At 59.1% G+C, this 20,441-nt stretch carries 15 protein-coding genes and 1 tRNA gene; 6 read left to right on the top strand and 10 right to left on the bottom strand.

The window, feature by feature from the left end:
* Positions 1-47 precede the first annotated feature (47 nt).
* The gene (locus MUN80_RS03045; protein WP_244719474.1) at positions 48-359 is read right to left on the bottom strand and encodes a hypothetical protein; all 312 of its coding nucleotides are present in this window, start codon (positions 357-359) and stop codon (positions 48-50) included.
* Between the two features lie 100 nt (positions 360-459).
* Positions 460-2,448, bottom strand: coding sequence for an alpha-ketoacid dehydrogenase subunit alpha/beta (locus MUN80_RS03050; protein WP_244719476.1), 1,989 nt, complete (start codon positions 2,446-2,448; stop codon positions 460-462).
* Positions 2,449-2,583: 135 nt separating this feature from the next.
* On the opposite strand from MUN80_RS03050, the gene MUN80_RS03055 reads away from it, so the two are divergent.
* Positions 2,584-5,229 carry a TonB-dependent receptor plug domain-containing protein gene (locus MUN80_RS03055; RefSeq protein ID WP_244719479.1) on the top strand — a complete coding sequence of 882 codons (2,646 nt, stop codon included), beginning with the start codon at positions 2,584-2,586 and terminating at the stop codon, positions 5,227-5,229.
* Positions 5,230-5,312: 83 nt separating this feature from the next.
* On the top strand, positions 5,313-6,584 hold the full coding sequence (locus MUN80_RS03060; protein ID WP_244719483.1) for a M16 family metallopeptidase: 1,272 nt from the start codon (positions 5,313-5,315) through the stop codon (positions 6,582-6,584).
* Positions 6,585-6,675: 91 nt separating this feature from the next.
* Here the strand turns inward: MUN80_RS03060 and MUN80_RS03065 are convergent, their stop codons facing one another.
* The 3 genes from MUN80_RS03065 to MUN80_RS03075 all read right to left on the bottom strand — a co-directional run bounded on the left by MUN80_RS03065 (position 6,676) and on the right by MUN80_RS03075 (position 8,353).
* A complete protein-coding gene (locus MUN80_RS03065) occupies positions 6,676-7,287 on the bottom strand; it encodes a hypothetical protein (RefSeq protein WP_244719486.1) in 612 nt (203 codons plus the stop codon).
* A gap of 129 nt (positions 7,288-7,416) precedes the next feature.
* On the bottom strand, positions 7,417-7,740 hold the full coding sequence (locus tag MUN80_RS03070) for a hypothetical protein (RefSeq protein WP_244719489.1): 324 nt from the start codon (positions 7,738-7,740) through the stop codon (positions 7,417-7,419).
* Positions 7,741-7,828: 88 nt separating this feature from the next.
* A complete protein-coding gene (locus tag MUN80_RS03075) occupies positions 7,829-8,353 on the bottom strand; it encodes a hypothetical protein (protein WP_244719491.1) in 525 nt (174 codons plus the stop codon).
* 200 nt (positions 8,354-8,553) lie between these two features.
* Here MUN80_RS03075 and pheS point away from each other — a divergent pair, with 200 nt between their 5' ends.
* The 4 genes from pheS (at position 8,554) to MUN80_RS03095 (ending at position 13,036) form a co-directional block, all read left to right on the top strand.
* Positions 8,554-9,597 carry a phenylalanine--tRNA ligase subunit alpha gene (gene pheS / locus MUN80_RS03080; RefSeq protein WP_244719494.1) on the top strand — a complete coding sequence of 348 codons (1,044 nt, stop codon included), beginning with the start codon at positions 8,554-8,556 and terminating at the stop codon, positions 9,595-9,597.
* Positions 9,598-9,743: 146 nt separating this feature from the next.
* Positions 9,744-10,184 (top strand): hypothetical protein, encoded by a 441-nt coding sequence (locus MUN80_RS03085; protein ID WP_244719497.1) that lies wholly within the window; start codon positions 9,744-9,746, stop codon positions 10,182-10,184.
* A 96-nt stretch (positions 10,185-10,280) separates the two neighbouring features.
* A tRNA-Asn gene (locus MUN80_RS03090) sits at positions 10,281-10,357 on the top strand.
* An 801-nt stretch (positions 10,358-11,158) separates the two neighbouring features.
* Positions 11,159-13,036 (top strand): glycosyl hydrolase family 18 protein, encoded by a 1,878-nt coding sequence (locus MUN80_RS03095; RefSeq protein WP_244719500.1) that lies wholly within the window; start codon positions 11,159-11,161, stop codon positions 13,034-13,036.
* A gap of 92 nt (positions 13,037-13,128) precedes the next feature.
* On the opposite strand, the gene MUN80_RS03100 is transcribed toward MUN80_RS03095, so the two are convergent.
* The 5 genes from MUN80_RS03100 to MUN80_RS03120 form a co-directional block, all read right to left on the bottom strand.
* The gene (locus tag MUN80_RS03100; RefSeq protein ID WP_244719503.1) at positions 13,129-15,249 is read right to left on the bottom strand and encodes a glycoside hydrolase family 97 protein; all 2,121 of its coding nucleotides are present in this window, start codon (positions 15,247-15,249) and stop codon (positions 13,129-13,131) included.
* A gap of 232 nt (positions 15,250-15,481) precedes the next feature.
* A complete protein-coding gene (locus tag MUN80_RS03105; protein ID WP_244719506.1) occupies positions 15,482-16,213 on the bottom strand; it encodes a hypothetical protein in 732 nt (243 codons plus the stop codon).
* Positions 16,214-16,412: 199 nt separating this feature from the next.
* Positions 16,413-17,603: a hypothetical protein gene (locus tag MUN80_RS03110; protein WP_244719508.1), complete on the bottom strand. Its 1,191-nt coding sequence runs from the start codon at positions 17,601-17,603 to the stop codon at positions 16,413-16,415.
* Between the two features lie 72 nt (positions 17,604-17,675).
* Positions 17,676-18,875, bottom strand: a complete 1,200-nt coding sequence (locus MUN80_RS03115) for a cytochrome P450 (RefSeq protein ID WP_244719511.1) — start codon at positions 18,873-18,875, stop codon at positions 17,676-17,678.
* A gap of 109 nt (positions 18,876-18,984) precedes the next feature.
* Positions 18,985-20,394, bottom strand: a complete 1,410-nt coding sequence (locus MUN80_RS03120) for a radical SAM/SPASM domain-containing protein (protein WP_244719514.1) — start codon at positions 20,392-20,394, stop codon at positions 18,985-18,987.
* Positions 20,395-20,441 lie beyond the last annotated feature (47 nt).

Genomic DNA, 20,441 nt, shown 5'->3' on the forward strand with positions numbered 1-20,441 from the left:
GGGGCTTTCAGTACGTAAAATTCCCTGCCTGAGGTGTTTAAAAGCAGTTAGAACGGTAGCGGGATGCCCAAAAACTTGCGTTGGCCCACCTTCTTCTTCAGCCGGCGGTTTTTATACTTGGGCTTTTTCAGGATGCCGTTCTTGTCGTAGCTGTTTTTTATGGGCTTGGCTTCCGTCGTGGCATTCATGTCGCGGCCGTCAGCGGCTTCGCTTTCCACTTTTTTGGCCTTGCGCACCTTAGGCTGGGGCGGGCCGGTTGGGTTAGGAATCCGGTACGGGTGGCAGCTTACCGACATCAGGAAGCACATGAGCACTAGCCCCAGCAGATGACGCAGACCACGAAAAGCAAAACGACTCATAAAGCGGCAATAGTCCGACTGAAGCGTATCAATCAGTAGGCAAGATAAATAGCGCCCCGGATTCCACACATATTATGTAGCCGAACCCGGGGCGCTAAGGTTAGTAAGCCAGCAGTTTCTCGACCCGCTCGCGCAGGCGCTGCTGGGGCAAAAAGGCCTTCTCCAGCGGCGGCGAGAACGGAATGGCCGTATCCAGGGAGGCCACGCGCTGCACGGGGCCGTCGAGGTGCTCGAAGCAGTGCTCGGCAATCCAGGCCGCAATTTCGCCCCCGATGCCGCCGGTCAGCGTGTCTTCATGGAAGAGAATGACGCGGCCGGTTTTGCGCACGGTAGCCCGCACGGCTTCTTCGTCCCAGGGCAGCAGCGTGCGCAAATCCAGAATGTCGCAGTTCAGGTTCAGCTCACTAGCCAGGCTGGTAGCCCAGTGTACGCCGGCCCCGTAGGTGATGATGCTCAGCTCGGAGCCTTCCCGGGCCAGGGCCGCCTTGCCAATGGGCGTGGTGTAGTAGGCATCCGGCACCGGCCCGCTGATAGAGCGGTAGAGCAGCTTGTGCTCGAAGTAAATCACCGGGTTGGGGTCTTCGATAGCCGCGTTGAGCAAGCCTTTGGCGTCGTGGGGGTTCGAGGGAAACACCACTTTCAGGCCGGGCGTGTGGGTAAACCAAGCCTCGTTGCTCTGGCTATGGAAAGGCCCCGCGGCCGAGCCCGCGCCAGTCGGCATGCGGACTACTACGTCGGCATTCTGGCCCCAGCGGTAGTGGCTTTTGGCCAGGTTATTCACAATCTGGTTGAAGCCGCAGGTCACAAAGTCGGCGAACTGCATTTCCACCATGGCCTTTTTGCGGCGGATGCTCAGGCCCAGGCCCGCGCCTACAATGGCAGACTCACACAGGGGCGTATTGCGCACCCGGCCTTTGCCAAACTGGGCTACGAAGCCTTCCGTCACCTTGAATACCCCGCCGTAGTCGGCAATGTCCTGGCCCATGAGCACCAACTCGGGGTAACGCTCCATGCTCTGGCGCAGCGCGTCGCTGATGGCGTCGACGTAGCGCTTATCGGTAGCTGGTTGCTGGTTGTCAGCTGATAGTTCCAGGGACTTATCCGCCTCGAAAGCCTGATACATGTCGGCAATTTCCTCCTCGATGTTGGCCGTAGGCATGGGCGTAGCATCGGCCACGCGCAGCCCTTCCTCGATTTCGCGCTTGATGGTTTCGCGGAAGCGCATGCGGGCTTCTTCGTCCAGAATGCCTTCGGCCAGCAGCCACTTCTCGTAGTTCTCGACCGGGTCTTTCTGGGCCCATTCCTCAAACAGCTCCTGGGGCACGTACTTGGTGCCGCTGGCTTCTTCGTGGCCCCGCATCCGGAACGTGAGGGCCTCCAGCAGCACGGGGCGGGGGTTCTGGCGCAGGTCTTCGGCCAGGCGCTTCACCGTATCGTAGACTTCCAGTACGTTGTTGCCGTCCACCTGCACGGCTTCCATGCCGTAGGCGGGGCCCTTATCGATGAAGTAGTTGAAGCGGAACTGCTCTTTGCTGGGCGTGCTCAGGCCGTAGCCGTTGTTTTCGATGATGAAAATGACCGGCAGCTGCCACACGGCGGCCACGTTGAGGGCCTCGTGGAAGTCGCCCTCCGAGGCGCCGCCGTCCCCGCTGTAGGTCACGGTCACGCGGGGCTCCTTATCCAGCAGATCAGCCAGGGCAATGCCGCCGGCCACGGCCAGCTGCGGACCCAGGTGCGAAATCATGCCCACAATGTGGTGCTCATTGGTGCCGAAGTGGAAGCTCCGGTCCCGGCCCTTGGTGTAGCCGGTGGTTTTGCCCTGCCATTGGGCAAAGAGACGGTCCAGGGGCACGTTGCGGCCGGTAAAGACGCCCAGATTGCGGTGCAAAGGCAAAATGTACTCGTCCGGGTTCAGGGCCAGGGTGCTGCCCACCGAAATAGCTTCCTGCCCGATGCCCGAAAACCACTTGCTGACTTTGCCCTGGCGCAGCAAAATGAGCATTTTCTCCTCAATCAGGCGGGGCTTGAGCAAGCCCTGGTAGAGGTGGAGCAGTACGTCGTTGGAGTAGTCTTTCCGGTCGAAGTTCATACGGGAGGAAGGGTGGGTGGTAAGCAGGGCAAAAGTACAGGTTTGGACGAAAGGAAAATTGTTGACTTGGCTTTGTGAAATTGGCCGAGCAGCGGCATCTATCTTCGGGGTTGATTTCCTCCCTGCTACTCCTATATGAAGCAACTTGTACTCGTTACGCCTTTTCTGCTAACTACCCTGGCCGCCCGGGCCCAACAGCCCGACACGCTAGCCCGGCCAGCCACTGATAGTTTGCGCCTTATTTCCTGCGGAGCCACTTCCGTTACGGAACAGATTAACCTGCCGGCCTTTACTACCATTCAGCCCGCGCTTAGCCGCATAGCCGGGGTGCAAGTCACGCCCTACTCCGGGGCGCCGGGGGCCTGGGCCACGGTCCGCATCCGAGGGGCCGGTAACGTGACCGGCAGCAGCCAGCCGCTGTACGTGGTAGATGGCGTGCCGGTGTATAATACCGACGTGACGCCGGAGCGCTGGGATAACCGAAACCCATTCTACCCAACTAAAGACAACTCCAGCTTCCCCAACATTGCCACTCCCAGCGCGCTCGGTGCCAACCCACTGCTGGACCTGCCCGTGGACGATGTAGACCAGATAATCGTGCTGCGTGGGGCCGCCGCTACCGCCCAGTACGGAATGCAGGGCTCTAATGGTGTTATTCTCATCAGCACCAGGCAGGGTGCCGACGGCCGCACGCAAGACCAACCCCTGCGGGTGCGCTACAGCGGCTGGGGTGGCGTGCAGCAAGTGCGCCAGCGCTACGAGCTGCTCAACGGTCGCCAGTACGCCCAGCTCGCCAACGCCGCTACGGCTTCCAGCTTCGGGCGGCCCCTTCCCTACTCAACCGCCGACTTGAGCAGTCTACAGGAAGTAGACTGGCAGGATGAACTATTCCGGCCCGCCGCCGTGCAGAGCCACAACCTAAGCGTAGACGGCCTCGCCGGCAACACCCGCTACTACGTCGCCGCTGACTACCTCAACCAGGCTGGCGTTATCGTCAAGTCAGGAATGAGCCGGGGCAGCTTACGTTTCAACCTTGACCAGCAAATTACCCAGAAGCTGCGGGTGGGCGTTCGGGCCAGCGCCAGCCAAACCAACCAGCACCACGCTGGTCAGGAGTTGGATGCCGGCTCGCTGGTACGAAGCTACCTGCTGGGCATTCCGGCTGTGCCGGCCCGCACCTCCTCTAGCTATTCCCCACCAGCGCCGCGCTATGCCCTCGACGACTACTCGCAAACGGCCCGCACCCGCCGCCTCGTTACCCAACTCAACGCTACATACCAGTTCTCGCCCAGCCTGAGCCTCACTGCCCGTGGCAGTCGCGAGAAGGTAGACGCCGAAGGACTCGACTACACGCCCAACGGCTTTGGCCCCGGCCCGGTACCCGTAGAGCGCACCGGCACTGCCACCACCTTGGCCCACAACTGGGTGGTGGCCGCCACTCTGCGCTTTGAGCGCACTTTCCGGGAGCAACACGCCGTGACGGCCGCTCTCAACTACCTGCGCCAACAGGACCAGCGCGAGCTAGAATATACTTACGAGGGGATGTACTCGGGCGGCTTTTTGCGGTCCGAAGAGAAGCGCCTGGCCATTCACAGCCCCTCGGTGGTGGCTGCTTACACCTACGCCGGACGCTACGAGGCGCAGGCCTCCATGCGCACTGAGTTTGCCTCCGGCGAAAACGCCTCCGATAAGAAAGTGTGGCTACCCGGCGGCCAACTCAGCTGGCATATCAACAAAGAGCGTTTCCTGGCCGACCATCCCCGCCTCACCGACCTTACGCTCTGGGCTGGCTCGGGCAAAACCAGTTCCTTTTTTGTGACTGACCGCACCACCCAGCACGATGCCGGCCTGCGCGCCGGCCTGCTTGGGGGAAGCCTTACGCTGGAAGTGGCCGCCTACCAGCGCCGCACCAGCCATTCGCAGGCCTCGTTCCTGGCTTTGGTGCCCACGACCATCGGTATCATCAATTTACCCACCTTTCCCAACATTACATTGCTTAATAAGGGTCTGGAGCTTACCGTCGGCGGCAGCTGGCAGGTCGGGCCAGTTAGGGGTTTCTCTCAGCTAAGCGCCGCCACCAACCGCAACGAGGTAACCGAACTCAACCCCGGCGACGACTTCGGTCGGACAGTGCCCAGCAACCTGGAAGTGGGCCAGCCAGTGAGCCGCTTCCGGGTGTATGAGGCCGATGGCACCTTCCCAGTGGGCCACCCCAGCGCCGGCCAGCAACGCTACGCGGACCGCAACAACGATGGCCACCGCGACTTTGGCGATATCTACTACGAAGGCACCGGTCTGCCCCGCTACTCGCTTAATTTCTCCCAGCAGCTGCGCCTCAAGCACTTCCAGCTCGATGCCCAGTTCGACGGCCTTTTCGGTTACCAAATTCAGAACTCCACGCTGCTGCGTCTCGACGCGCCTTCTGGCTTTGCTAACAGCTCCGTGCGGGCCCTTAACTACTGGACACCCGCCAACCAGGATACCTCCGTGCCCCGCCCTGGCTTCGCCAACTTTTCGTCCCCCGTGCCCACCAACGAAGACCTGGAAAACGGCAGCCACGTGCGCCTGTCCCAGCTCACGCTCAGCTACGAGGTGCTTAATACCGGCCCGCGCAAGGTCAGCGTATGGGTGGGCGGCCAAAACCTGTTCGTGACGGGCCCCTACCGCGGCTTTGACCCCAACGTGAGCAGCGGCGGGGCCGGCCCCTACTACGCCGGCCAGGATGCAGGCGTGTACCCCGTGGCCCGGATGTGGCAGCTAGGCTTGCGCGGCCAGTTTTAGCCTCTGCCTCTAACACAGCCGAACCTCTGCGCCGCCTAGTAGGTTATTAACGTACTCTTTCGTGCTTCCTACTATCTTGCCCTATGATTAAATTCGAAGAATTCACCCTGGCCAACGGCCTGCGCTGCATCGTACACGAGGACCACTCCACGCCCATTGCCGTTCTGAACGTGCTCTATAACGTGGGCTCCCGCGACGAGGACGTGGCGCACACCGGCTTTGCCCACCTCTTTGAACACCTTATGTTCTCGGGCTCGGTCAACATTCCGAGCTACGATGAGCCTCTGCAATACGTGGGCGGCGAAAACAACGCCTTCACTTCCCCCGACATCACCAACTACTACCTGACCTTGCCCGCGGCCAACATCGAAACCGCCTTCTGGTTGGAATCGGACCGGATGCTGGGGCTGGCCTTCTCAGAAAACGGCCTGGAGGTGCAGCGCAAAGTGGTGGTCGAGGAGTTCAAGCAAAACTACCTCAACCAGCCCTACGGCGACGTCTGGCTCAAGCTCCGCCCCCTGGCCTACCAAGTGCACCCCTACCAGTGGCCCACGATTGGCAAAGAAGTCGGCCACATCGAAAACGCGGTAATGGACGACGTTCGGGCCTTTTTTGCCAAGCACTACGCTCCCACCAACGCCGTGCTGGTCATTGCCGGCGCCGTAACCGTGGCCGAGGCGCGCCGCCTGGCCGAGAAGTGGTTTGAGCCCATTCCCGGCGGTACGCCCTACGAGCGGCAGCTCCCGGCCGAACCGCGCCAGACCGAAGCCCGCCACCTCGACGTAATAGCCGAAGTGCCGGCCAGCGCCTACTACAAGGTGTACCACATACCCGGCCGTGCCGCCGCCGACTACCACACCGTGGACCTGCTCAGCGACGTGCTGGGCCGGGGCAAGTCGGCCCGCCTCTACCAGCGCCTGGTGAAAGACCAGCAGCTGTTCAACTCGATTTCGGCTTCCTGCAGCGGCTCCCTGGAGCCCGGGCTGCTCGTCATCAGTGGCCGCCTCAACAGTGGCGTCGCTATGGAAACCGCCGACGCGGCCGTGGAAGAAGTGGTAGCCGAGCTGCGCGAGGAGCTGGTTTCGCCCCAGGAGCTGGAAAAAGTGAAGAATCAGGCCGAAGCCAGCATCGTCTTCGAGGAAATCGAGCTGCTCAACCGCGCCATGGCCCTGGCCTACTTCAAACTGCTCGGCGACGCGGACCTTGTCAACCAGGAAAGCGCCAAGGTGCAGGCCGTCACGGCCCAGGGCCTGCGCGCCGCCGCCCAGGAATACCTGCGCCCCGACAACAGCAGCACACTTTTCTACCGCGCCCAGTCCGAAGTAGCCACCCTAGCTACTGCTGACGCAGAGTAGGTCGCCGAAGCCACGTTTTACTAAAATAAAAAAGCCCTGCCGGATATTCAGCAGGGCTTTTTTATGCAATTGTTGTAGTGGGCTGTAAGGCTTACCAGCCGCTACCGGAGGAAGAACCCCAGCCGTCATTCTTGGCCGGAGCCTTTTTGGCCGGGGCTTTCTTGGGAGCAGGAGCGGCAGCTGCCGGAGCTGCGCCGGCGGCGGTTACTTTCTTCGTGGTCGAAGCTGAAGCAGCTGCCGACTTAGTAGCCGTGGCCGTCTTGGCGGCTGGAGCAGCTACGGGAGCAGCTACTTCGGTGGTCGTTACGGCGGGCTCAGCAGGAGCCGTGGCTTCTACCATCGGGGCTGGAGCCGTCGTCGAGGTATTGGTGCTCACGTTGCGCTTGATGTAGGGAGCCAGAGGCCGGCCCCGGTAGTCCATCCGGACGCGGTGCGAGGGCGCGGCCGTAAAGCCGGGCGCAATAGCGAAGCCATTGGACTGGGGGTTAGCCTCCACAGCGGCGGCGGGAGCGGCAAAACCACTGCTGCCCGCTGGAGCGGCGGCAGCCGGCGTAGTGCCAGCAGCGGGAGCTGCCGGGGCTGCTTCGGCGCCCCAGGAATCGGCGGCGGGCTTAGCCGCTTTCGAGCGGCTTTGCTGGGCTAGTGCGTTTGAGGTGCTCAACACGGCAACCAACAAGAGGCACGAAAAAACGGGACGTAGCATAGCTAGAAAACGAGTGGTAGTAGAAAATTTGCTCTCCCCTACTACGCAGAAACTGTAGGATTTGTGCCTGAAAGCACAAAAATATCTACTCCACCCCGAAGTATTGGGTTTAACCCGATATTTTTCTCGCTACGGCTTCCGAACCGGAGCTGCTTTCTCCGAGGAAATAGTGGAACTGGTAGAGGCTGGCTTGGCAACTTTCTTCTTGATGGGCCGGCCCATGTAATCGGTGCTCGGGGGCGTGGGCATATTAATACGCATGCCCGGAGCCAGACGCTGCCGGTCTTCGTCGGTATAGCGTCTCGAATTGGAAACGCGGGCCACCGCCCGGGAACGGGCTGGAGTGGCTTTCTTGTGGTAGCCGCTGGCCCGCTTGGTTTGGCCCTGGGCATTAGACGCAACAAGCAGGCAAGCCAGGCTCAATAGCCCGAAAAAGAGTCGAGGGTACCGCATCAGGAAACAGGATTAAGTGAAATATACACTCCTGGTCCCTAATACGGTACCCTCGATTAGTTAGGCCATCTTTTGGCCCAGCTACCTTTTACTCCCCCGATGAAGCCGTAGTGGCCACGGTCGAGGACTTGGCGATTTTGGCGGCTACCTTGGCATCCTGACGCTGAGCTTTGCGCACTGGGCGGCCCCAGTAATCGGTGCTGGTGCCCCGGTAAGGAGCCGTGTTCATGCCAGGCGCAATCATCACCCCGGACGAGTGCATCATGGGGTCGTCGCTGGCTTCGTCGGCGGCAGTGGCTTGCGCGACGGGGGCCGTGGTCAGGTTATTCTTGGCTTTTTTCTTAATCGGACGCCCCCACCAGTCGGTGCTGGGCTTATCGTGCAGACTCAGGCTGATGCCAGGGGCGCTGCTCCAGCCGGTGTTATAGGTAGCGGGCTCGTCGGTGGCTTGGTCGGCGGCTTTTTCGGCCTTGGTGGGCGCGTTCATGGTCCAGGGGTCCAGCACGGGCTCAGCCCAACCGGCCGGGGCGGCCGACGTGTTTTGAGTTTGAGCCTGGGCCGAAGCGGCACTTAGTATAACAAAGAAAAATGCGGAAGACAGGAAACGGTTCATAACTCAGAGAAGGCGAAAGGATGGAAATACAGACCAGGCGCGTAGCCGTCGGCGTGCAAGCTCGAACGGGTGGCGCCCCGCGTTCAGTCTTCTGTGCCGCTTGTGAGAAGGCATTTTGCAGCAATCGTACCAACTTTTTCGGCGGCCTTTCCGAGCCCGTTTTATGTATGGAAATTTGATACCTGTACCTTTGCCTTACTATGCAGGACCAAATCAACCGCCTCCGCGCCGAAATCGAAGCGTACGACCTCTCTGCTCCCGACCAAGTGGAGCAGTTCCGCATTGCCTTCACCGGGCGCAAAGGGCAGCTGGCCGATTTGTTTGACCTTCTCAAAACCGTGCCCCAGGACCAGCGCCGGGCCGTGGGCCAGGAGCTGAACCAGCTCAAGCAGCTGGCCCTCGACAAGTTCAGCCAGCGCCAGCAGGAGCTCGAAGCCGCCGCCCAGAACGCCCCCGCCGACCCTACCTTCGACTACACCCTGCCCGTGGTGCCCAACGCCCTGGGCACCCGTCACCCGCTGAGCCTAGTGCGCGAGGAAATGGTGCGCATCTTCTCCCGCATCGGCTTCAATGTGGCCGAAGGGCCCGAAATTGAGGACGACTGGCACAACTTCACGGCCCTCAACTTCCCCGAAAACCACCCGGCCCGCGACATGCAGGACACGTTCTTCGTGACCCGCAACCCCGCCGACCCAACCCACGACGCGCTGCTGCGCACTCATACCAGCACAGTGCAGGTGCGGGTGATGGAAAGCCAGAAGCCGCCCATCCGCAGCATCATGCCGGGGCGGGTGTACCGCAACGAAGCCATTTCGGCCCGGGCCCACATGATGTTCCACCAGGTGGAAGGCATTTTCATTGACGAGGGCGTCAGCTTCGCCGACCTGAAGCAGACGGTGTATTACTTCGTGCAGGAAATGTTCGGCCAGGACATCAACATCCGGTTCCGTCCCTCCTTCTTTCCCTTCACCGAGCCCAGCGCCGAAATCGATATTACCTGCCTGATTTGCAAAGGCACGGGCTGCAATATCTGCAAGCAGTCGGGCTGGGTTGAAATCGGGGGCTGCGGCATGGTTGACCCGAATGTGTTGGAACAGTCGGGCATCGATACGGAGAAGTACTCGGGCTACGCCTGGGGCATGGGCATTGAGCGGATTACCATGCTCAAGTACCAGATTAAGGACCTGCGCCTGTTCACGGAAAACGACCTGCGGTTCTTGCGTCAGTTTGAGGGCGTACAATAAAACAAGTACAAAGAGTGTTTATCCGGGGCGCATTGCCCGGAACAAGAAGAACCTGTAGCCGCGTTGTACGGCTGCCGTTAGTCGCCCCGGTGGGCAATGTCCTAGCGGCATTGCCCACCGGGGCGACGCTCATTAACCCCAACCCTATGCTGCAGCTGCTTTCCTTCCGCTCCTCTCTTATCGGTTTGGCCCTGGCTAGTCAGGCCGTGTTCTGCGGCTGCGGCTCAAGCACCAACGTGCAGCCCCAAATTCCTCTGGCGGCTTTCAACGAGGTGCTGTACCTGACCAACCAGGAGAATAGCGCCCTGCGCTTCGACAATGGAGCAGTGTACCACAAAGGCGGTGTGAACGGGCTGATTGTTGTGCGGCAGAACGCCAGCACCTACATAGCCTTCGAACGAACCTGCACCTACAACCCGACCGATACCTGCGCCCGAGTTAAAATTTCGCCGTTTGTGCAGTTGTTTGACCCGTGCTGCAAATCACAATTCAGCTTTCAGGGCCAGCCGCAGGGCGGTCCGGCCAGCTTACCGCTGCGTCGATACACAACTTCTCTCTCGGGCAACACACTGACAATCACAAACTAGAGAATTTTTTACAATTATTTTTACAGCAATGCTTGCAGGAACTAACCCGGTGCATTAATATTGCACCCGCAACGACAGATAAACGTCGCCATAACCGCTTCCTTAGCTCAGCCGGTTAGAGCATCTGACTGTTAATCAGAGGGTCCCTGGTTCGAGCCCAGGAGGGAGCGCCAAGTGTAATACCCGCCGGATATCCGGCGGGTATTTTTGTTTTAGCCCCATCCAGCAGGATTGCCCTGACGAGTATGGGAGGCCAGAGCAGTACAAAACCGGTACGACTGCCCGTGTGCAGCGCCAACAGCTTATAAGCGTATAATCAGCGTCCGGCTCTACCCTCATTCATTCTGCCGCCGATAAAGCTGGCTAGCGCCCCTGCGCATCACCATACTTTCTAGGCAACCAATGCCTTGGCAGGCATTCACTTCGAGGCTAATCAAGGGCCCAGTTCGTGCTAAGAGGAGCTGTGCTCCCCAGTAACCTTAGACCAGTCCCTGAATAGAAGTCAGGCATAGGCTGTAGTTACTCGCAGGTAACGTAAAAAAGTACGTGTTTTTTAACTGATTGCTGTTTTCCGCTTCCTGGCTGACCCTAACCCAGCAAATGGCTTTAAAAGGGTCGTAGACTTGTCGAAAGTGAGTGTGCCTTAGCCGTATAACCCTGCCTACCAGATTATTTATCTGCGACTAGGCTCTGTTTTTTCCTCCCAACTTCTTCTACCTTACTGACCAAGCTCCTGGCCCAAGACGGCCGTGGCAGCCTTATTTGGCCTCTCTTGTGCCGCCCCTGCCAGACGGTTGGCTTCCGCCTCTGGCCGTGTGCCCTGTCCGGCCGGTAGGTCGCCTACTACCTACCAGTCCGCCCCATCCTCCGCCTGTTGCTGCCCACTCATAGCCCTCCTCAAAGGGCTAGTTCGTATCGGTGCGCCCCACCAGCTTGGTCTGCAATTTTCCATTTTTCCATCCAACCCCTACCCTATGAAAACCAAAACGCCCTTACACGCTCTGCTAGCCAGTCTACTGGCGAGCTTACTGCTGCTCGGCAGCGTCCCGGCCTGGGCCCAGTTCAACGTTATTGGCTACTTACCCTCCTGGACCGGGGACGTGAACAGTGTGCAGTATGACAAGCTCACTCACATCAACTACGCCTTCCTGCTGCCCAATGCCGACGGCACGCTCCGGCCCATTGACAACCCAGCCAAGCTGCAAAGCTTGGTTTCCACCGCTCACTCCCGCGGCGTGAAGGTGCTCATCTCAGTGGGCGGCTGGATGAACGACGGCAACCCAACGGAATTTACCTCCATCGGCAACAACGCCACCTACACCCGCAACTTTGCCACCAACCTCATCAACTTCGCTACCCAGTATGGGCTGGACGGCATTGATATTGACTGGGAGCACCCCAACGCCAATACGGCCGGCGGCTACGCCAATGTGATGCAGGAGCTAGGTACCCAATTGCACAGCCGGGGCAAGCTCCTGACGACGGCCGTAGCCGGGGGTACCTGGGCCGGCCCCTCCATTCTGGACCGCGCCCTTGCTGCCCTGGATTTTGTGAACGTAATGGCCTACGACGATGCTCCCCCAGCCCATTCCACCTATCAGCTGGCTTCGCAGTCGCTCGCTTACTGGCGGGGTCGTGGGTTGCCCGCTAGCAAGCTGGTGCTGGGCGTGCCCTTTTACGGCCAGGCCGGCGGCGAGACGTTTGCCTCACTCGTGGCACGCGGCGCTGACCCCAATGCCGACCTGTTTCAGGGTATCGGCTACAACGGCATCCCGACCATCAAGAGTAAAACCAATCTGGCCTTTGACCAGGCCAGTGGCATCATGATCTGGCAGCTGGCCGGCGACGCCACCGGGGCCAACTCCTTGCTGACGGCCATCAACCAAGTGGTGCAGCAGCGCAATCCGGTGAGTACGGGGGTGGCGACGGTGTACCGCGACTGCAACTATACGGGCACGGCCACCGCGCTGCCAGTGGGCACTTACACGCTAAGCCAGCTGCAAAGCCGGGGCATTCTCGACAACGACGTATCCTCGCTGAAGGTGAACAGCGGCTACGAGGTAGTGCTCTACGAAAACGACAACTTCACCGGCGGTACGCTCACGGTGGGCAGTGCTGGCAATACTTGCCTGGTCAATAACCCGCTGGGCACCAGCAACTGGAACGACAAAACCACTTCCCTGCGCGTACGCGCGGCCTCCGGCACAGGTAGCCGCCAGTTGGAAGCCGAAGCAGCCAATACTAATTCCGGCATGACGGCCGAGCCCTGCTCGGAGGGCGGGCAGAACATGGGCTACGTGGATGCTGGTGACTACCTCGTGTGGACCAGCATCAATTTCCCCACCACCGGCCAGTACCTGATTGAATACCGGGTGGCCAGCCCATCCGGCGGTACTATTTCGGCGGACCTGAATGCTGGAGCTACTCAGCTGGGTAGCACAGCCATTCCGGCTACCGGCGGCTGGCAGAACTGGACCACCGTGTCGAAAACGGTGACCGTCAATGCGGGTACTTACAACTTTGGCGTCTTTGCCCAGTCGGGCGGCTGGAACATCAACTGGGTCCGTATCAGCCAGGGGAGTGGAGCGGCGGCAGTAGCAAGCAGGTCTAGCCAGCAAGCAACCGAAACGGTAGACCTGTACCCCAACCCCGTTACGAACGAACTGCTCATCCGCTCCGACCAAGACCTAACCAACAGCCGCTACGAAGTGGTCGATGCGCAGGGCCAGGTATGGGCCCAGGGGGCTGGGCCGGTTACCCGCCTCAACGTGACCAAGCTGCCCACTGGCATCTACACATTGCGTCTGAGTCTGCAGGGGCGCACCACTATCACGAAACGGTTTGTGAAGTAGTCCGGCACGTTCAAACACTTTTCAACGCTCCCGGCCTAAGTAAGCCGGGGGCGTTTGGGTAGCTCCGCAACTAGGTGGTCCGGCCCGCAGCCTTACTTGCCGACGGGCTTCAGGCTGATGGCCGTGCCGCCACCGGGAGCCAGCTGCAGTTTGATTGTCGTCTTGCTGTCTACTTTCTGCTTGCGAATCTGGTAAGCGCCGGGGTTCTTATCCCAACTGGCACCTTTGCCGTCGGCGTAGATGGTGGCCTCGTAGCGCTGCCCCGGGGTCAGGAAATCGAGCTTGATTTGCTGCTGCCGGGCGTTTTCATCGGTGATGCTACCCACGTACCACTCGTCCTTGCCTTTGGCCTTGCGGGCCGTGGTAATAAACTCGCCGGGCTCGGCCAGCAGAATGCGCGTATCGTCCCAGTCGACGGGCACGTCGCGGATGAACTGGAAGGCGTCGAGGTGCTTTTCGTAGGCTTCGGGCAGGTCGGCGGCCATTTGCAGGGGCGAATACAACGTCACGTACAACGCCAGCTGCTTGGTAAGCGTGGTGTGCACCTGCTTGCCCTGGTTACGCTGCGGGTTCCAGTCGTCGAGCTTGATCTGAAAAATGCCGGGCGTGTAGTCCATCGGGCCGCCGATGAGGCGGGTGAAGGGCAGAATGGTTTCGTGCTCGGGCGGGTTGCCGCTGCTCCAGGCATTGAACTCGTTGCCGCGGGCTGCTTCCGAGGCCAGCCAGTTGGGATAGGTACGGTGCAACCCCGTGGGCCGCACCGACTCGTGCATATCCACCATAATGTGGTTGTCGGCCGTTTTCTGGGCCGTGCGCACGTAGTGGTTCACCATCCACTGCCCGTCGTGATGCTCGCCGCGCGGGATGATGCGGCCCACGTAGCCGGTTTTCACCGCGTCATAGTTGTGCTCCTGCATGAAGCGGTAGGCTGCGTCCTGGCGCCGCTCGTAGTTGGTCACCGACGAGCTGGTTTCGTGGTGCATCATCAGCTTGACGCCCTTGCTCTGGGCGTACTGCTGCAATTCCTGCACGTTGAAGTCCGGGTAGGGCGTCACGAAGTCGAAGACTTCCTCTTTCCAGTTGCCGGCCCAGTCTTCCCAGCCCACGTTCCAGCCTTCGACCAGCACACTCTGCAGGCCGTATTTGGCGGCAAAGTCAATGTAGCGCTTCACATTGGCCGTGTTGGCGCCGTGGTGGCCGTTGGGCGTGAGCTTGCTCCAATCGGTGCCGGCCAGCTTGATGTTGCTCACGTCGGCGTAGTTCCAACTGGCTTTGTTGACGTGCATTTCCCACCACACCCCCACAAACTTCTGAGGCTGAATCCAACTGGTTTCCGTGAGCTTGGTAGGCTCATTGAGGTTGAGCACCAGCTTGGAAGCCAGCACGTCCGGAGCCTTGTTACTCACGATAACCGTGCGCCAGGGCGTGTGCTCGGGCGCCTGCAGATAGGCTTTGGCCCCGGTACCGGTAGCATCGGGCACGAGTTGGCTGCTCAGCCCGAAGGTTTTAGTATCCACATTCAGCATCAGGGCCGGGTAGTTGACCAGAGCCGCCTCGTGAATGTTGATGTAAAGCCCATCGTCCGACTTGAGCATCAGCGGCGTCTGCACGCGCTGGGGCGCCGATTTGAGCTGAATAGCCTCAATATTGGCGCTGTTGACTTCGCTCAGACGGGTGGTGCTGTAGGTATACTCGTTCGAGTCGTAGTCGCCCGGAATCCAGAAGGCTTTGTGGTTGGCGGGCAGGTTGAACTCGGTTTTCTCGTCCTGTACCGTGAAATACTGCAGCGTGGGCTGGGCCGGAAACTCGTAGCGGAAGCCCACACCGTCGGCAAAGATGCGGAACACGATATCCAGCTGCCGGCTGGGGGCGGCGGGCTGGCGCAGGTGCACAGTCAGCTGCTGGTAGTGGTTGCGGATAGTCTTGACTTCCCCCCAGACCGGCTGCCAGGTTTCATCTACTTCCTTGGTTTCACTGCCTACCAGCTCCAGCGGCCCCTCAAAGCCTTGGCCGTCGGCCAGCGCCAGGCCCAGCCGGGAGGGCTTGAGCACGGTCTGGGAGCCAAACTGCACCGCGTAGGTGGGCTGCCCGCCCGAAGCCATAGCGAAGGTCAGGCTCACCTGCCCCAGGCGTGCCGTCAGGGGGGCCGCCGTTTGCCCGCTCACGCGCAAGCCAGTGGATAATAGCAGGACAACCAGAAAAGACTTCTTCATCAAGGTGCTAATGAGTTTCCAAGAACCACAGCCGGTCCGTAGGCGCAGCAGCCGCTGGCGACAAGTCAGCAGGGCACTTGCCGGGAAAAGGCGGTGGTCAAAAGTAGCGAATAGTTGCGGAGTTTATTCATACTCTCCAGTCACGACCGACCAGCCGGCCCCATACGCAAAACGCCCCACCGGTAGGGAGAGGCGCATTTTTTGCCAGCGGAATGGTTATCCAGGCGAGGCCTTACACTTCGGCCAGAACCGGCTCACTCAGCTCCCGGCTGTAGCCCACGAAGCTTTCCAGCAGTTGGTGTGGCACGTTGCGCAGGCACGAGGGCGCCGCGGCCAGGAAGGCTGCGGCCGCGGCCCGGAAATCGGCGTACTGCTTCTGGTAGAACAGCTGCACGACCAGCAGCCAGTTCTGCAAAAAACCCTCTTGTGGCTCCCGCAGCACAAAGTCCTTGGCCGCCGCCAGAATCGGGGTGATAAATCCTTCGCTGTCTTGCACAAACGACTCAGCATCGGCACCTTTTTGCAGGTTGGTAAGCGTTTCGCACAGCATCAGAGCCAGCAGCGAATAGCGCATCTGAATCAGGTCCGCGTTGTAGGTACTCACGTAGTTGCGGTTCAAATCGGTGAGGACGTTGGCCCGCCCCGTCATCAGGAAGCAGATGGAATCCGACAGAATTTCGAATCCCCGCTCGGGCTGCTGCAAACCGAAATAGACCTTGGCCAGGTTGTGGTACTGCGATACCCGGTCGAACAACAGGAACTCGAAGCCATTGGCTTCCAGGGTGATGTTGTTGTCCAGCGCGTTGTGCACCAGGCGAATGGCCTCCGTAGGGTTACCGGTCCGGTAGTGGTAAAACGACTTGGAACGGTCGTAGATATTCGACAGAAATAGCCTTAGAACGGGCTTCTCAGCAGGTATTGCAGCAACATATTTCTCTCCACGCTCAAAAAGATGTCGAGCCATGTGGAGTCGGCGGCCGCCCGACTCGGCTGCTCCGTCGGCGAAGAGCTTAGAAACAATGAACAGAGTTTGTCGATCATGAGGAGGTAGAATACGGTTTAGAGCCTCGGTATAAACTTTTATATAGGTGTTGGTTTCAATCAGCTGACTGCGGTTCCACTTCATCTTAGCGGATACCGGCTTGTTGGTAGTGGCCATACTATCAGGATCTAACGAGGTTATATTTCAGCTCTACCTTCTTCATAAAGTTCTGCACGAAAGCCGGGCAGTCGTGGTCGTGGGTGCTGCTCTTATCGGGCCGGCCACCGCACATGGGCAGATAAATACACGACGAGCAGCTGATCTGGTTGGCGCGCAGCAAGTCGCTGATACTTGCGTCGTAGAACTTGCGGGCGGCCAGGGTTTCGGCCGTATCCAGCTCCAGCGGAGGGTGGTCCAGGGTCAGCGCGGCGGCTGGCGTTTCGGCCCGGTCGCGGTACAGCTGCCCGGTGTGGAAGTAGGTATTGGTCGGGGCCGGCAGCAGGTTCAGGCACACGTTCCGCGTCCCAACCGCGTTGAGCCACGCCAGTTCCTGCTGCGCAGCTTCTTCCGCCCCTGCCACTTCTGCCGGGGGCAATAGCTGCACATACAGGTCGGCGCCCAGCGCGTGCTTGAGCTGTTGAAACTCGTTGACAATCTCCACTACTTTCGTGGTAGCACTCGTCGTCAGCAAATGAATATTGACCGGGGCCGTGGGCTGGCCAGCCATGGGGCCCTGCAGGGCCCGCAGCTCCTGAAACACTAGCGGCACGTGGGCCTGCTCCACCGGCAACACCAATGAAACCTTGGTCACGCGGGCCTTGAGCACCCCGGCAAACACCGGCTCGGCAGCGGCATTCCCAGCGCCCAGACTCACTAGTTGAAACTCTTTCTGCAGCTTGGCCACCAGCGGAGCATGGTCTAGAAAGGCACTCAGCCAGTGAATCCGCTGCAGGCCCGCGGCCACCGAAGGACCGGCTACAATAAGCACCAGCTTCTTCTTCGAGGCCGCCGCGTGTTGGCTTAGCAGGTCGGTCAGGGTTTGCCGGAGCTGTTCGTCCAAGGCCGCCGTCGAGCCTAGGTATACGGTCAGCTCGGCACCACTTGTATCGAGGGCCATCAGCTGGTTGCGGGTAATTATTTCCTCCAACTCATCTTCGTCCTCGGGCACAATCAACTCGTGGTACATCAGTACGTTGAACAGATTGTCGGGAATAGCCGTGAAGTTACCCTCCTGAATCAGTGACCAGACGTAGTTGGAAATGGTAATGCCCATCCCCTTTCGCGTCGAGAAAAGTATGCGCTTGGACGTTAGGGTTTCCTCCGCGTCGAGGGCCCCGGATAGCAGCGCGTATCTGGATTTTTTTAAATTCATACCCGTGTTGGTTACACTATGGAGTAAGATGTAGTCCTATTCTGTCGAGCAGGGGCAAGTGCCCGCTGGGCTCTACAGGGCAGGATTCCAGGTTACTTGCAGCTTCACCGACGAGGGGCCACGTTGCACGTAGGGTGCTGTGCGCCAAACAGTGCCGCCGTTTACGGGTGCGTAAGCCGTGGTGCGGGCAATGAACTTGCTCAGGGCGGTACCGGCCTGCATGTGGGCCAGGCGGGCGCCAATGCAGCGGTAAGCGCCCGTGCCATAGCTCAGGTGAGCCGGCTTGCGGGTCAGGTCCAGACCATCGGGGTTGGTAAACACGCTGGGGTCCCGATTGGCGGCGCCTACGCAAATCAGGATCTGGCTACCGGCAGCAATGGTTTTGTTGCCCAGCGGAATCGGGCCCTTGGCAAACAGCAGGAAAAACTGCACTGGACTGTCGTAGCGCAGCAGTTCGTCCACGCACTCATACACCCGGGCTGGCTGTTCGCGCAAAGTGGCCTGCTCGGCCTGGTGCTTGTCCAGGGCTAGAATGGCATTGCCCAGGAAGTTCATCATGTTGTCGTGGCCCGCGTAGAACAGCAGGATCAGCATCGACAGAATAAACGACTCATCTTCCTCTTCCCGCCGGCAGGCATCAATCAGGGCGCTACACAGGTCGTCGCCGGGATTAGCCTTCTTCTGCTCGATAAACGCGCGCAGAAAGCTCAGAAACAACCCACCGGCGCCCGTCGCCACGGGGTTGTAAATCAGGCCCAGATACATGCCGTCCAGTTCGGCCACCGTTTCGCTCAGTCCCGGAATGTCCTCTTCGGGAATACCAATGATGCGGCTGATAGTTTCGAACGTCAGCGGGTGGGCGTAGTCCCGGATAAAGTCAATTTCTTCTTTGCCCACGAGCTTATCCAGCAGCTTATCAGCCTGCTCCTGCATGGCTTTGCCATCGAACTTCAGGTTTTTACCGGCCAGCGCGTGCATCACGTTCTTACGGTACGGCAGGCCGCTGTCGGGCGCAAAAGCGAATAGCGTCTTGGCCACGGCACTTTTGCCGGAAAACAAAATAGCCTGCGTCTCAGAATCCTGGCCCCAGTGGGAGCACAACGGATTCTGCAGCAACGATATGGCATCCTGATACCCGGTAATCACCCACTGCGTCGGCGACACCCGGTAAATTGGATTTTCCTTTCTTACTTTATGGTAGGCCGGATACGGGTCAACCGTGGGAATGGGCATAGGGGCGCCTACCAGGAACGAGGATGCTTTCGTGTTCATAAGGATAGAATAATGGTAAAATAATAAGAGTAACTAACGTAGTATTCAGGTATCGGGGCCGGTCATGAAGCCGTCCGGGCCCGACAGATACTTCTGCCGGGTGACGCGCTTAGCTGTAGCGCACGAACTCCTCTTCCGAGAAGGCGTTTTCGAAGGCGGTCAGCACCTCATCCAGCTCGGCTGCGGGAGTAGTAGCCAGCAAGTACTTAAACTCAATTTCCTTGCGGATATTAAACTTATACGGCGGGCAGGCCGGAATTCCTTCCACCCACGACTTCGGGCAGCTACCACCGCAGATAGGCAGCAGCCGGCAGCCATGGCACGGGTACTTGTCCGTGTCGCGCACGATGCTGTACCAGTCGTTGTGGGGCTTATTATTAAACGTTTTGAACGTATCCTGCTGCAGAGTACCCAGCTTATAGTCTTTGTCTTCATAGTACTCAGAATAGGATACTTCCGTGCAATTGAAGATGTTGCCGAAGGCGTCGTATAGCTCGCCTTTGCCGCCGGTAGCCATGCAGGTATTCTTCTTGCGCTTGTGCAGGGCCGTTTGGAAAGGATAGCCCAGCTTTACCTGCAGAATTTCCCACTGCAGCTTCATGCGCGAAAACTGCTCCTTAGTCAACGACTTGGTCTGAGCATCGTTGCCGCCCCAGGAGTAAATCCCGATGAAGTACAGGTCGTGAATGCGGCGGTGCAGGTTGTCGTCGGCAATCAGGCGAATGAGCGGCTCCACGCCTTCCACGTTGTTGATATCCACATTGCAGCGGATAATCATGCGGGTTTTGGCGGGGTCGTAATCGGCGCTGGAAACGATGCGCTTAATGTTCTGATAAATAATCTTAAACGAAGGTCCGCCCGCCTTCGTGAAACGGTGACTATCGTGGTACTCCTCGGCTCCATCCAGAGTAATTTCGAACGTATCCACGTGGAGTTCCTGCACCAGCTCGGCAAAGATATTTTCCTTCAAACTCAGCCCGTTGGTCACAATCTTACCACCGATATGCACACTCGGGTCGGCGATACGGGCAGTGAGTCGGCGGTAGATGGCCCGCATCTGGGGCAGACCCATCAGAGGCTCGGCTCCAAACCAGCCGATATAAATTTTCTTGTAGTCGCCTTTTACAAACTTGTCGTAAATGCGCTCCACGAGCTTATCAACCAGTTCGTCGGAGATGCTGCTTTTTACATGTTGCTGCCCGCAGTAATAGCAGCCGAGCTGACACATGGCGCTCGGCTGAATTACTTCGTTGAGCTGGCCTTGCTCCGTCTCGCCGAAATCGATGTTTTCGTTGATGACACTGGCTAGCTCATCTTCCTCGGCCGGCACCAGAATGCCGGTCTTGATCAGTTTTTCCTGAATATGTACTGGGATGCTGCCCGCCAGGCCGTTCTGCAAAAAGTCGTGGCACAGGCTGCTGAGTGGCACTACATGCCCAGTGCGGGTCGAATAAGCCAATCTGTTGTTCTTACCATCGATTGGATTCGTGATTATGGTATAATAGGAAAGCTTATACATATAGTACAATACATAATAGTTAATAAAATAATCCTAAAACTTTCTTA

Source organism: Hymenobacter cellulosivorans (genome assembly GCF_022919135.1).
In the GTDB taxonomy this organism is placed as follows: domain Bacteria; phylum Bacteroidota; class Bacteroidia; order Cytophagales; family Hymenobacteraceae; genus Hymenobacter; species Hymenobacter cellulosivorans.

Coding starts and splice junctions, on each gene's coding strand:
- MUN80_RS03045 (WP_244719474.1), bottom strand. CDS start 359: ATGAGTCGTTTTGCTTTTCGTGGTCTGCGTCATCTGCTGGGGCTAGTG.
- MUN80_RS03050 (WP_244719476.1), bottom strand. CDS start 2,448: ATGAACTTCGACCGGAAAGACTACTCCAACGACGTACTGCTCCACCTC.
- MUN80_RS03055 (WP_244719479.1), top strand. CDS start 2,584: ATGAAGCAACTTGTACTCGTTACGCCTTTTCTGCTAACTACCCTGGCC.
- MUN80_RS03060 (WP_244719483.1), top strand. CDS start 5,313: ATGATTAAATTCGAAGAATTCACCCTGGCCAACGGCCTGCGCTGCATC.
- MUN80_RS03065 (WP_244719486.1), bottom strand. CDS start 7,287: ATGCTACGTCCCGTTTTTTCGTGCCTCTTGTTGGTTGCCGTGTTGAGC.
- MUN80_RS03070 (WP_244719489.1), bottom strand. CDS start 7,740: ATGCGGTACCCTCGACTCTTTTTCGGGCTATTGAGCCTGGCTTGCCTG.
- MUN80_RS03075 (WP_244719491.1), bottom strand. CDS start 8,353: ATGAACCGTTTCCTGTCTTCCGCATTTTTCTTTGTTATACTAAGTGCC.
- pheS (WP_244719494.1), top strand. CDS start 8,554: ATGCAGGACCAAATCAACCGCCTCCGCGCCGAAATCGAAGCGTACGAC.
- MUN80_RS03085 (WP_244719497.1), top strand. CDS start 9,744: ATGCTGCAGCTGCTTTCCTTCCGCTCCTCTCTTATCGGTTTGGCCCTG.
- MUN80_RS03095 (WP_244719500.1), top strand. CDS start 11,159: ATGAAAACCAAAACGCCCTTACACGCTCTGCTAGCCAGTCTACTGGCG.
- MUN80_RS03100 (WP_244719503.1), bottom strand. CDS start 15,249: ATGAAGAAGTCTTTTCTGGTTGTCCTGCTATTATCCACTGGCTTGCGC.
- MUN80_RS03105 (WP_244719506.1), bottom strand. CDS start 16,213: ATGGCTCGACATCTTTTTGAGCGTGGAGAGAAATATGTTGCTGCAATA.
- MUN80_RS03110 (WP_244719508.1), bottom strand. CDS start 17,603: ATGAATTTAAAAAAATCCAGATACGCGCTGCTATCCGGGGCCCTCGAC.
- MUN80_RS03115 (WP_244719511.1), bottom strand. CDS start 18,875: ATGAACACGAAAGCATCCTCGTTCCTGGTAGGCGCCCCTATGCCCATT.
- MUN80_RS03120 (WP_244719514.1), bottom strand. CDS start 20,394: ATGTATAAGCTTTCCTATTATACCATAATCACGAATCCAATCGATGGT.